The organism is Micromonospora sp. DT46 (genome assembly GCF_049841735.1).
Taxonomy (GTDB): Bacteria; Actinomycetota; Actinomycetes; order Mycobacteriales; family Micromonosporaceae; genus Micromonospora; species Micromonospora reichwaldensis.
On sequence record NZ_JBNCKW010000005.1, the window covers coordinates 493,637 to 505,489 of the forward strand.

General features: G+C 74.6%; 13 protein-coding genes and 1 riboswitch. Of the genes, 9 read left to right on the top strand and 4 right to left on the bottom strand.

Features of this window, described 5'->3' with window-relative positions:
• Positions 1–38: 38 nt before the first annotated feature.
• Positions 39–368, top strand: coding sequence for a hypothetical protein (locus tag ACLQ20_RS16560; protein ID WP_358116338.1), 330 nt, complete (start codon positions 39–41; stop codon positions 366–368).
• A gap of 156 nt (positions 369–524) precedes the next feature.
• Here the strand turns inward: ACLQ20_RS16560 and ACLQ20_RS16565 are convergent, their stop codons facing one another.
• Positions 525–1,112, bottom strand: a complete 588-nt coding sequence (locus ACLQ20_RS16565) for a carbonic anhydrase (RefSeq protein ID WP_151456404.1) — start codon at positions 1,110–1,112, stop codon at positions 525–527.
• 147 nt (positions 1,113–1,259) lie between these two features.
• On the opposite strand from ACLQ20_RS16565, the gene ACLQ20_RS16570 reads away from it, so the two are divergent.
• From ACLQ20_RS16570 to ACLQ20_RS16585, 4 genes are all read left to right on the top strand, one after another.
• The gene (locus tag ACLQ20_RS16570) at positions 1,260–2,228 is read left to right on the top strand and encodes an alpha/beta fold hydrolase (protein ID WP_225852391.1); all 969 of its coding nucleotides are present in this window, start codon (positions 1,260–1,262) and stop codon (positions 2,226–2,228) included.
• A gap of 166 nt (positions 2,229–2,394) precedes the next feature.
• Positions 2,395–4,512 carry a HelD family protein gene (locus ACLQ20_RS16575; protein WP_425856270.1) on the top strand — a complete coding sequence of 706 codons (2,118 nt, stop codon included), beginning with the start codon at positions 2,395–2,397 and terminating at the stop codon, positions 4,510–4,512.
• Positions 4,513–4,588: 76 nt separating this feature from the next.
• Positions 4,589–5,506 carry a cation diffusion facilitator family transporter gene (locus tag ACLQ20_RS16580; protein WP_151456406.1) on the top strand — a complete coding sequence of 306 codons (918 nt, stop codon included), beginning with the start codon at positions 4,589–4,591 and terminating at the stop codon, positions 5,504–5,506.
• Positions 5,507–5,659: 153 nt separating this feature from the next.
• Positions 5,660–5,791: riboswitch (cyclic di-AMP (ydaO/yuaA leader) on the top strand.
• 13 nt (positions 5,792–5,804) lie between these two features.
• Positions 5,805–6,890 (top strand): coiled-coil domain-containing protein, encoded by a 1,086-nt coding sequence (locus ACLQ20_RS16585; RefSeq protein WP_425856273.1) that lies wholly within the window; start codon positions 5,805–5,807, stop codon positions 6,888–6,890.
• Positions 6,891–6,966: 76 nt separating this feature from the next.
• Here ACLQ20_RS16585 and ACLQ20_RS16590 read toward each other — a convergent pair whose 3' ends face one another.
• Entirely contained in the window at positions 6,967–7,434 is a 468-nt protein-coding gene (locus ACLQ20_RS16590; RefSeq protein ID WP_327029248.1) for an SRPBCC family protein, read from the bottom strand.
• A 178-nt stretch (positions 7,435–7,612) separates the two neighbouring features.
• Between ACLQ20_RS16590 and ACLQ20_RS16595 the strand changes: the two genes are divergently transcribed.
• Together ACLQ20_RS16595 and surE are read left to right on the top strand one after the other, a co-directional pair.
• Complete coding sequence (locus ACLQ20_RS16595) at positions 7,613–8,590, top strand: 1-phosphofructokinase family hexose kinase (protein WP_192581522.1); 978 nt, start codon at positions 7,613–7,615, stop codon at positions 8,588–8,590.
• Complete coding sequence (surE, locus tag ACLQ20_RS16600; protein WP_327029249.1) at positions 8,587–9,411, top strand: 5'/3'-nucleotidase SurE; 825 nt, start codon at positions 8,587–8,589, stop codon at positions 9,409–9,411. The genes ACLQ20_RS16595 and surE overlap by 4 nt, the downstream gene beginning before the upstream one ends.
• A gap of 58 nt (positions 9,412–9,469) precedes the next feature.
• On the opposite strand, the gene ACLQ20_RS16605 is transcribed toward surE, so the two are convergent.
• Positions 9,470–9,832, bottom strand: a complete 363-nt coding sequence (locus ACLQ20_RS16605; protein WP_088998998.1) for an STAS domain-containing protein — start codon at positions 9,830–9,832, stop codon at positions 9,470–9,472.
• 328 nt (positions 9,833–10,160) lie between these two features.
• Between ACLQ20_RS16605 and ACLQ20_RS16610 the strand changes: the two genes are divergently transcribed.
• Entirely contained in the window at positions 10,161–10,313 is a 153-nt protein-coding gene (locus tag ACLQ20_RS16610; RefSeq protein ID WP_192581635.1) for a hypothetical protein, read from the top strand.
• A gap of 170 nt (positions 10,314–10,483) precedes the next feature.
• Positions 10,484–10,891 carry a hypothetical protein gene (locus ACLQ20_RS16615; RefSeq protein WP_121400322.1) on the top strand — a complete coding sequence of 136 codons (408 nt, stop codon included), beginning with the start codon at positions 10,484–10,486 and terminating at the stop codon, positions 10,889–10,891.
• Positions 10,892–11,190: 299 nt separating this feature from the next.
• On the opposite strand, the gene ACLQ20_RS16620 is transcribed toward ACLQ20_RS16615, so the two are convergent.
• A complete protein-coding gene (locus ACLQ20_RS16620; protein ID WP_327029250.1) occupies positions 11,191–11,829 on the bottom strand; it encodes a maleylpyruvate isomerase N-terminal domain-containing protein in 639 nt (212 codons plus the stop codon).
• Positions 11,830–11,853 lie beyond the last annotated feature (24 nt).

Genomic DNA, 11,853 nt, shown 5'->3' on the forward strand with positions numbered 1-11,853 from the left:
CGTTCCGTCCTCCCGTACGTCTTGCAAGGAGTACCTCCGTGGCGAGCAACACCTCTAAGACCGCGCGCGCGTCAGTCCGGGCCGGCCAGGCTGGCCAGGGTGGCGCCCTCAGCGTGCTGGGCGAGTTCAAGTACCTCATCCCGCTCAACGGCGGCAAGCACGCCTACGTGCGGAACCTGACCAACGGCAAGACCGCGCACCTGCGCACCGACTCCGACGCCTTCGTCGAGGAGATCCGGGTGCTGGCCGCCGCCGGCCACGCCGCGAAGATCCGCGCCGAGATCAACAACCTCAACACCACCCACCCGGGTGACGGCTGGGACGCCACCGAGAAGCGCCTCGTCGAGGCCGGCGTCTTCGAGGGCTGACCCTCCCCACCCACGCGACACCGGAACCGCCCGCCGGCACCCCCGGCGGGCGGTTCCGCGTTCCCGCCCCCTCCACCCCGTTGATCATGAAGTTGTTGCGCTCCGCCCCGGCGTGTCGCGACAACAACTTCATGATCAACGGGGTGGGGGGAGCTTCTACGGCTCTAGCAGGGTCACCTCGCCGGTGGTCAGGTCGTAGAGGGCGCCGACCACCGTCAGGCGGCCGGCGGCGACCGGGACGGCGAGCCGGTCGTCGGCGCGCAGGGCGGCGACCGTACGGAGCACGTGCCGGCGGACCGCCATCGGGTGCACCCGGGGGTCGTCGACGCCCACCTCGGTCACCGCCGGGGCGATCTGGTCGACGAGGTGGGCCAGCGCGCCGCCCGGCGACCGCCCGCCACGCAACGCGTCCACGGCGGAGGCCACCGCGCCGCACCGTTCGTGCCCGAGCACCATCACCAGCGGCACGCCCAGCTCACCGACCACGTACTCGATGGAGCCGAGCACCGCCCGGTCCAGTACGTGCCCACCGGTGCGGATCACGCAGATCGAGCCGAAGGTCTGGTCGAAGATCGCCTCCAGCGGCACCCGCGAGTCAATGCAGCCGAGCAGGACCGCGTACGGCTGCTGGTCGCCCGAGGCCGCCGCGGCGGCGGTGACGTCGTGGCCGTGCACCGGCTGGCCGCTGACGAAGCGGCGGTTGCCGGCGAGCAGCTCGGCCAGCGCGGCCCGGGGCGACCCCATGCCCTCAGCTTGGCGGGCCCGCCGGCCGCCCGGAGCGGGTTGCGAACCTTCTCACCGACACGGTTGCCGTGGTCTCATGACGGGTAGCCGGTGTTACCACCGGGTATCCCCGGTGTTGCGGTTCCGTGCGGCCCTGGGGAGGTGACGATGCCGGAGCACGTCGAGGTACGTCTTCCCGACGACGTACGCCTGCACGTCGAGGCGGTTGGACCGGCCGACGCCGAGGTCACCGTCGTGCTGCTGCACGGCTGGACGCTGGACGGGCGGGCCTGGCACCGGCAGCTCGCCGACCTGCGGCAACGCTTCGGCGACGCGGTGCGGGTGGTGACCTACGACGCCCGCGGCCACGGCCGGTCGAGTTGCATGGCGCTGCCCACCGCCACCGTGGCCCAGCTCGGCGACGACCTCGCCGCGGTGCTGGACGAGGTGGCTCCAGCCGGCCGTGTCGTGCTGGTCGGCCACTCGATGGGCGGCATGACGATCATGGAGTACGCGCACCGCCACCCCGCGCACTTCGCCGCCCGGACGGCCGGGCTGGTCTTCGTCTCCACCACCGCCGAGGGCCACACGCACACCGCGTACGGCCTCTCGCCCCGGATCGCCCGGCTGATCCGGCTCGCCGAGACCACCGGGGCCGGCGTGCTGGCCCGGTGCGGGGCCTGGCGACCGCCCCGGGCGCTGCTGCGCGCGCTGCGTCCCAGCATCCGCTGGATGCTCTTCGGCGACCGCTGCGATCCGCACGACATCCGCCTGGTCACCTCGGCGGTGGCCCGCGCCACCCTCCGCTCGATCGGCGGGTTCCGCGCGTCCATCGGGGCGCAGCACCGGCTGGACACCCTCGCCGGGCTGGCCCACCTGCCGGCCGCCGCCCTGGTCGGCGACCGGGACCGGCTCACCCCGCCGCCCTGCGCCGAGTCGATCGCCGGCGCGCTGCCGGCGACCGAGCTGACCGTCTGCCCGGGTGCCGGACACATGCTGATGATGGAACGCCCCGACGAGGTCAACGCGGCGCTCGGCGGCGTGCTCCGTCGCGTGCTCACCGCCCCCGGGGCCGGTGCCACCGCCGCCGCCCGGGCGGACTGGACCGGGCCCGGCGGAGAGCCCGGCACGGGCTGAACCGGGCCCGGCGGAGAGCGCGACGGGGCCCCTGCGGGCGTGACGCGGGTTCCTTTCCCGCACCGGTGGCGCCGCTGGTTGCGTGCGGGCCGTACCCTCTTGCGGTTGGCCTGGCGCGGTTCGCACGGTTCGCGCCGCCCGCCGCCGACGTCAGGAGGAGCGAGCGGTGACCGACCAGACCACCCTGGAACAGGAGATCGCCGTCGAGCAGCGGCATCTCGACCGGGTGTACGCCCGACTGGCCGAGCTGCGCCGGTCGGCGGTCAGCGCCGAGAAGGAGGGCTACCGGCTCGCCCGGGTGGGCAACTTCGGGGCGCTGGTCGAACGGGACGCGATGGTGTTCCACGCCGCACGGCGGCGGCACATGCTGGACGCCGAGCACGAGGGCCTGGTCTTCGGCCGGCTGGACCTGCTCGACCGGCAGGTGCTGCACGTCGGTCGGCTCGGCATCCGCGACGACGACGCCTCCACCCTGGTTGTCGACTGGCGGGCCCCGGCCGCCGCCGCCTTCTACCAGGCCACTCCCGCGCAGCCGCTGGGCGTGGTGCGGCGACGCACGATCCAGTCCTCCGCCGAGCGGGTCACCCGGATCGAGGACGACCTGCTCGATCCCGTCGCCGCGCCCGCCGACATGGCGGTGGTCGGCGACGGCGCGCTGCTGGCCACGCTGTCGAAGGCCACCGGCAGGGGGATGCGGGACATCGTCGCCACCATCCAGCGGGAGCAGGACGAGGCCATCCGCTCCCCCGGCTCGGGCGTGACGATCGTGTCCGGCGGCCCGGGCACCGGGAAGACGGCCGTCGCCCTGCACCGGGCCGCGTACCTGCTCTATTCCGACCGCAGCCGGTTCGCCGGCGGCGGCATCCTGGTGGTGGGCCCGTCCTCGGTCTTCGTCGAGTACATCGCCTCGGTGCTGCCCTCGCTCGGCGAGGACACCGCCACCCTGCACTCGCTGGGCACGCTCTTCGCGGGCCTGACCGCCACCCGCACCGATCCGCCGGCGGTGGCGGCGGTGAAGGGTTCGCTGCGGATGCGGCGGGTGCTGGAGCGGGCGGTCCGGGACGCGGTGCCGGGCGGCCCGACCGAGCTGCGCCTGCTCTATCGGGGCGAGCTGCTCCGGCTGGAGCGCCGCGAGCTGGACGGCATCCGGGACCGGGCGATGCCCCGGGGCGCCCGCCGCAACGAGGTGCGCCGGGCCGGCTTCGACGGGGTCTTCGCGGCGCTGTGGGCGCAGGCCCGCAGGTTGGGCGTGGGCCGGCTGCCCGAGCAACGCGCGTTCGAGGACGAGATCGCCGAGCGGCCGGAGTTCCGGGAGTTCCTGAAGGCGTGGTGGCCCCGGCTGCACCCCCGGCACGTGCTGGGCTGGCTGGCCCGTCCGGACCGGCTGCACCGCTATGCCGAGGGGATCCTCTCCCGCGCCGAGATCCGGCTGCTGACCGACGCGTACCGCAGCCTCGACGCCGCCGGGCTGACGATCGCCGACATCGCGCTGCTCGACGAGTTGGACGCGCTGCTCGGCAAGCCGATGAAGCCCGCCCGGGCGAAGCGGGACCCGTTCCAGCTGGCCGGCGGGGTACGCGAGCTGAGCACCTTCGCCGACCGGCAGCGCGCCGCCCGCGAGGCGGCGCGGGAACGCCCGGACGACTACCGGGAGTACGCGCACGTGGTGGTCGACGAGTCGCAGGACGTCTCGCCGATGCAGTGGCGCATGATCGGCCGGCGGGGCCGGCTGGCCTCGTGGACGGTGGTGGGCGATCCGGCGCAGACGGCGTGGACGGGGGATCCGGAGGAGCTGAACCGGGCCCGGGACCAGGCGTTGGGCCGGCGCAAGCGGCACCACTTCACCCTCACCACGAACTACCGCAACTCGGCGGAGATCTTCGCGGTGGCGGCGGCCGAGATCCGCCGGCTGCACCCGGACCTGCCGCTGCCCCGGGCGGTGCGCTCCACCGGCGTCGACCCGGTCGCGCTGTCGGTACCGCCGGCGGAGCTGGAGAGCGCCGTCGTGGCGGCGGCCGACGCGCTGCTCGCCGAGGTCGAGGGCACGGTCGGGGTGATCACGCCGGTGCCGCGCCGCGACGAGGTGGCCGGCTGGCTGGGCGGGCTCGGCGCGCCGCGTTTGCAGGTGGTGACCAGCCTGGAGGCCAAGGGCATGGAGTACGACGGGGTCGTCCTCGTCGCTCCGGGCGAGATCCGGGCCGACCCGGGGTCGGGGGTGCGGACGCTCTACGTGGCGCTGTCCCGGGCCACCCAGCGGCTGACCACCGTCGACCCGATCGGCTGAGCCGCCGTTACTTGCATACATAGCGATGTGAGCATAGATTGAACGCGAATCCGGACGCCTGACGGAGGGTGGGCGCGTGGGCGCAGGTCATGACCACCATCACGGGTCGGTGGCGAATGCCGCGCACCGCCACCGGGGCCGGCTCTGGGCGGCGTTCGGGCTGCTCGCCGGCCTCATGGTGGTGGAGGCGGTGGCGGCCTTCCGCACGGGCTCGCTGGCCCTGCTGAGCGATGCCGGGCACATGTTCACCGACGTGCTCGGCATCGGCATGGCGCTCGCGGCGATCGCCGCCACCCGGCGGGCGGGCGCCGACCCGCAACGCACCTTCGGCCTCTACCGGCTGGAGGTGCTGGCCGCACTGGCCAACGCCATGCTGCTCTCCGGCGTCGCGGTCTACGTCGTGATCGAGGCGGTGCGCCGCTTCGGCGACCCGCCGGAGGTGCTGGCCGGCCCGATGCTGGTGGTCGCCGTGCTCGGCCTGCTCGCCAACATCGGCGCCTTCGCGCTGCTGCGCTCCGGGGCGAAGGAGAGCATCAACGTCCACGGCGCGTACCTGGAGGTGCTCGGCGACCTGCTGGGGTCACTCGGCGTGATCGGGGCCGCGCTGCTGATCGCCACCACCGGCTGGTGGTGGGCGGACCCGCTGGTGGCGGTCGCGATCGGGGTGTTCATCCTGCCGCGCACCTGGCGGCTCGGGCGGGCCGCGCTGCGCATCCTGGTGCAGGCCGCGCCGGAGCACCTCCAGGTGACCGCGGTGCACGACCGGCTGGCCGCCGTGCCCGGCGTCGCCGAGGTGCACGACCTGCACGTCTGGACGCTCACCTCCGGCATGGAGGTGGCCTCGGCCCACCTGACCATGGCACCCGGCGCGGAGGTCGGCGCGGTGCTGGGCGCCGCCCGGGCCGCGCTGCACGACGACTTCCACATCGAGCACGCCACGTTGCAGATCGAGCCCGGAGCGTCGCGCGGGGCCTGCGGGTCGGTTGAGTGGTAATGAGGACAACCTTAAATCTGGGAGAGTATTGTGCGCTTATGCCGGATTTGACTGCTAGTGGACGTACACCCTCCGTCACCTGCGCTGCATCAGTCACACCGGCACCGGTAGGCTCGGCTTCGGCCTCCGCCAGGCGGCACCCACCGGTGCCGGCGGTGGCCGCCGCCTAATCGCCCGGCGGGGCGAACCGGGGAACCATGTTCGTGGGGTGCATCCGCGTCAGCGGTAGGGATCTTCCGTCCCGAACCCGTCAGCTAACCCGGTCGGCGGCTGACGGAAGGACACGTGAATGCCAGTGATGGCACCTGTACGACGACGTGCCGCCCGGACGGCGGCCCTGATCGCCACGATGCTCGCCCTCGGCGCCGCGGTGGCCCCGGTCACCGCCGCCCCGGCGGCGGCCGCCACCCGGGCCGGCCTGCTCGCCGCGGCCCCCGGCCAGGACGAGGAGGGCGGCACCCCCGCCCTGCGGGCCCAGTTGGAGGCCGCCAGCAAGGGCTACCTCGACGCCAAGCGCGCCCTCGACACGTCGGCCAAGCGGCAACAGCAGCTCGCCGCGCAGCTCAAGACCACCGAGGTCGAGCTGGCCGCGCACACCGCCAAGGTCGGCGAGATCGCGGGGGCGGCCTACCGCACCGGCCGGCTCAGCGTGGCGTCCGCCCTGCTCAACAGCAGCTCGCCGGACGGCTTCATGGACCGCGCCGCCGCCCTCGACGCGGTGGCCGCCAAGGAGGACCGGGCCCTGCGCGAACTCCAGGAGACCCGGGACCAGGCCACCCGCACCAAGCTCGCCCTGGACGGCGAGATCCGGGAGCAGCGCAAGCAGGTCACCGTGATGGCCAAGCGCAAGGAACAGGCCGAGCGGGCGCTGACGGTCGCCAACCGCGAGCAGCAGCAACAGCGGCAGCAGTCCACGGGGGCGGGCACCTCGCCGGGCGGCACCTCCAGCAAGACGGCGAAGGCGGCCCCGCGCAACTCCGACGGCTCCTGGCCGCGCGAGTCGTGCAGCGTCAACGACCCCACCCCCGCCAACGGCTGCATCACCCCGCGCACCCTGCACGCGCTCAACCAGGCCAAGGCGGCGGGCTTCACCCGCTACGTCTCCTGCTACCGCCCCGGCGGCTCGGGCGAACACCCGAAGGGCCGGGCCTGCGACTTCGCGGCCCAGAAGGGCGGCTTCGGCGGCGACGCCACCGGCGGCGACCGGACGTACGGCAACAACCTGTCGGCGTACTTCGTGCGCAACGCCGACCGGCTCGCCGTGCTCTACGTGATCTGGTACAGGCAGATCTGGCTGCCCAGCAGCGGATGGAAGTCGTACAGCGGGGCCAACGGCGACCCGTCCAGCGACCACACCAACCACGTGCACCTGTCGGTCTACTGACGCCCGCGCCCCGGTGCCCCGCCCGTCGCGGGTCACCGGGGGCGCGACGGCCACCGCGGCCGGGACCGTCCGGCGGTCAGTCGGCCGGCGACCCGGGCGGGCCCGTGTCGAGGGCCGTGGCGAGGCGGGCGGCCAGCCCGAGGTGGGCGGCGCGGGCCTGGCGGAACGCGTAGCCGAAGAGCGGCGCAGGCGCGGCGAGGGTGATCTCGACCTCGATGCGGACCACGCCGTCGGGCTCCGCCCGCAGCCGGGTGTGGTTGCGCACCGTGGTGGCAGGCCACTGCCGGGCCACGGTGACGATCTCGTCGGCATCGTCGACGAGGACGTCGGCCCGGTAGGTGATCGGCAGGCGCACCGGCCCGGCGGCCAGTCGATCGGTGATGTCGTAGCTGGCCCGCGCGCCAGGACGGGGCGGCACCCGGCGGACCCGGACGATCAGCGGGTGCAGGTCCTCCTGCCGGGTGGGGTCGGCGAGCAGCGCCGCGGCGTCCGGGAGGGAGCAGCGCGCCTGGACGGTGTAGCTGAAGGAACTTCGCCTGAGCACGCCGTCTCCCCAGCGTCGGTGGTCGCCCGATCGTCGCGCATGCCGGGCGCCCTGGCAACGCCGCGCCGATCCCGCCCGGAGTCCGGACGCCCGGCCGCCGACCACACTACGGTCAGCTGGTGGATGGTCACGGCACGTGTCGACCGGCGGAGGATGGGCGCATGAACGGGTACGACGGATGAGCGGGCACGTGATGGTCTTCGCGCCCACGCCCCGGCTGACGGTGACCGTCGACCAGCCCAGCGAGGCGCCGGAGCTGCACCTGCACCCCGGCGGGCAGGGCGTCTGGCAGGCCCGGATGGTGATGTCGCTCGGGGTCGACGTGGTGCTCTGCGCCGCCCTCGGCGGCGAGATCGGCCAGGTGCTGGAGCCGCTGCTGGTCAGCGAGGGGGTGCACCTGAAGGTGGTGGTCCGCGACTCCGGCAGCGGCGGGTACGTGCACGATCGGCGCGAGGGCTCCCGGCAGGAGATCGTGGACGTGCCCGGCCAGCCGCTCAGCCGGCACGAGCTGGACGAGCTCTACAACCTGGCGCTCGGCGAGGGGCTGCGCGCCTCGGTCAGCGTGCTGAGCGGGCCGAACGAGCCGTCCCTGGTCCCGGCCGACCTCTACCGGCGGTTCGCCGCCGACCTGGGGGCCAACGGCAGCCGGGTGGTGGTCGACCTCTGCGGCGAGCACCTCGACGCCGTGCTGGACAGCGGCGTCTTCTTCCTCAAGGTCAGCCACGAGGAGCTGATCGCCGACGGCCGCGCCGACGGCGAGGACGAGGAGCAGCTCACCCGGGCCCTGTACGACCTGCACGCCGGCGGCGCCGAGAACGTGGTGGTGAGCCGGGCCGACAAGCCCGCCCTCGCCCTGGTCGACGGCGAGGTCTTCGAGGTCGAGATGCCCCGGCTGGAGGCGGCCGACCCGCGCGGGGCCGGCGACTCGATGACCGCCGGGGTGGCGGCAGTGGTGGCGCGCGGCGGCGACGTGCGCACCGCGATCCGTACCGGCGCGGCGGCCGGCGCGCTGAACGTGACCCGGCACGGCCTGGGCACCGGCCGGCTCGACTCGATCACCGGCCTGGTCGACCGGGTGCGTCTCGTACCGGCCGGCAGCCGGCCGCAGGAGCGGACCAGCCCCGACGAGCTGGCCGAACGGGCGGCCGAGCGATGACGCTGCGGATACTGGTCACCAACGACGACGGGATCGCCGCGCCCGGCATCCAGGCGCTGGCGCGGGCGGCGGCGGACCGGGGCCTGGACGTGGTCGTCGCCGCGCCGCTGGAGGAGGCGAGCGGCACCAGCGCCGCGATGACCGCCGTGGAGCGCGACGGGCGCGTGGTGGTCCACGAGCACCCGCTGCCGGAGGTGCCGGGGGTGCCGGCGTTCGCGGTCGGCGGCTCCCCCGGCTTCATCGCGCTGATCGCCGTGCACGGCGCCTTCGGGCCGCCGCCGGCGGTGGTGCTCTCCGGCATCAACCGGGGCGCGAACGCCGGACGCGCGGTGCTGCACTCGGGCACGGTGGGTGCGGCCTTCACCGCCGCCGCGAACGGCTGCCGGGCGATGGCCGTCTCGCTCGACGTGCTCTCGGCCGGGGAGGCCACGGCTGCCAGCGGGGGTGCCGCGGTGGCCGCCGCCGCCCGGGTACGCGACGCCGAGCGACACTGGCCGACCGCCGCCCGGGTCGCCCTGGACCTGCTGCCCCGGCTCACCGCCGGGCCGGTGGAGAGCGTGCTCAACGTGAACGCTCCGGACCTGCCGCACGGCCGGCTGCGCGGGGTGCGCCGGGGCACGCTGGCCACCTTCGGCCAGGTGCAGATGACGGTGGCGGAGGCCGGGCACGGCTTCGTCCGCACGTCGCTGGAGGAGCCGGGGCAGGCCGTGCAGCCCGGCACCGACCTGGCGCTGCTGGCCGAGGGGTACGCCTCGGTGACGGCGATCCGCGCGGTCACCGAGGTGGCGGACGTCGACCTGTCGGGCCTCGGCGACACCTGAGCGGCCCGCCTCCGACCTAGCGGCCGGAGCGGAACCGTCGACGACGGCGGGGGCGGGGTCAGGCGCCCGGGAGGACCTCGGGGGTGGGTGCGCCGGCGTAGTAGGGCTCGGGGGCGCCGAAGAGGCCGAGCAGGCCGGTCACCCAGAGCTGCCGGTGCACGAAGCGGCTCGGCTCGGTGACGACGAGCTTGACGCCGCTCACCTCGGCGGTCTGGAAGCCGGCGACCATCGCGCTGATGCCGACCGAGTCGATGAAGGTGACGAGCCGCATGTTCAGCTCGATCCGACCGGGGCGCCCCTTGGTCAGGACCTCGGCGATCGCCTCGCGCACCTCGTACGCGGTGTCGACGTCGATCTCCCCCCGTGGGGCGATCTCGATGACACCACCGGGCAGGACCGACTTCACGATCGACAGGCTCACGCGAGCACCTCCACTCGCCCGTCCGACGGGCGCCTCATCAGTACGCGGGCCGCGACCGAGAGTATTCCTCTGACGGCCTCGGTCGCCACCCCTCGGGATGAGCAATTCGCGGATCAGGGCACAGCAAGTCGCCCTTATCCGAACTATTGACGTTTTGTCCGACCAACGATCAGCTGCCGCTGACACGTCGCGCCCCAGGGTAGCCGGCTCCCGCCGGCACCGCCCAACAGCCGGCCCCCCGGCGTGGCCCGTACCGCTTCGGCCCCGGGCCTTGCCCGCTCTGCCTAGCATCGGCTCGGAGACACGACTGCGACCGGGAGGACGATCGATGCTCAGGAGACTTGCCGCACTGGCCGGCGTCAGCGCGCTGTTGGCCCTCGTACTGGCCTGCGGGTTCGGCGGTGGCGGGGGCGACGATGACGACGACGACGGCGACGACGACTTCGCGCGGGGCGTGACCGTGGCGGTCGCCGTCCGCTGACACCGAGCCCGCGCGCCGCCCGCCGGCGTCACCCGGGCCGCCGCACCCGCAGCACGAGGGTTTGCGGAGCAGCCCCACGGGGCACAGGCGGAAACGAGCGAACCGTCACACGCCGGTGCGACGCCGAAGTCGAAATGGCCGCCGGCTTCGGCCCCGAGGAGGTAACCACCATGTTCGGAAGCAACCTGCTGGACCGCCGCAGCAAGCCCGAGCGGATCACGGACCAGGCGTGGCAGCACCTGGTCTCGGCGGTCAGCTCCGCCAGCGACAGCGTCCGGGACACCGCCCGTTCGGCCCGCCGAGGCGGCTCCGGTCTCGCCGACGAGGCCGGCGACCTGGTGGGCTCGGCGGCGGACGAGGCCCGGCGCCGGGCCACCCAGGCCTTCGACGCGCTGGCCGGCCGCCGGCCGGCGCTGCCCTGGACGCTGCTGATCGGCGCCACGCTGGTCGGCGCGGCGATCGGCTGGGCCGCCGGCACCGCCGCGCGGGCCGCCGGCAGCCGGGGCGACCGGGCGATGGACGACATCGAGTTCGTCGACGTCGACCGACCCAACTCCCCCGTCGGCCTCGACGGCTGACCGGTCCGGCACACGCTCGCGACGAACGGGCCCCGGTCGACCATCGAGGTCGGCCGGGGCCCGCGCCTGTCTCAGGTGACGTGCCGCCACAGGCGGCCGTCGTCCCGCGTCTCGCGGCCCTGTTCAGAGGCCTGCGGCTCGTGGCCCGCCAGCTCGCGGCTCGCGGCCCGCGGCTCGCGGCTCGCAGCTCGCGGCCCGCGGCTCGCGGCTCGCAGCTCGCAGCTCGCGGCTCGCAGCCCGCAGCTTGCGGCCCGTGGCCCGCACCCTGTTTGAAGGCTCGCGGCCCTGCAAGGGTGGCGTCAGAGAGCGGCGACGCTCGCCGGGGCCCGCTCCGCCCGGCTCAGGGCGCGCAGCACCGCCGGTTGCCCGTGCCGGCGTACGGCGAGACGGGCCAGCAGCGTCAGCACCGGGTCGACCGTCTCGGCCGGCAGTTCCGGGGTGGGCACGCCGACGCTGACCGCGAGGTCGTCCGCGTGCACGACGAGTTCCATCAGCCGGGTGGCCAGGTAGTCGTCCAGGGTGAGCGACCACGGGCCACGGGCGACGTGCACCACCCGATCGGACGGCTCCGCCGCCAGCACGTCCGTCAACTCGTGCAGCGTGGCGGCGCACCGGTCGACCAGAGCGGCCGGGCCGTCGGCGGCGAGGCCGTCACCGGCGCGGCGGATGGCGACGTTCACCGTGGCGTCGACCGGGGCGCCGAGCCAGGTGCCGCGCGCGTAGTGGTCGAGCAGCCCCACGGGGTCGCCGGCGGGGACGGTTGCGGCCAGCACGGCGGGGACGCCGAGCACCTGGCTGGCGAGGTGGCCGGCCAGGCCCCCCACGCCGAACGCGGGCAGGGCGCTCGGTTCGTTCCAGCGGGTTGCTACGGCGGGGTCGGCGAGCAGGTCCACCGCCGAACGCGCGGCGGTGAGGTAGGCCGTCCTGATCGGACTCACGGAGGATCCCTCCTTCGACGGGCG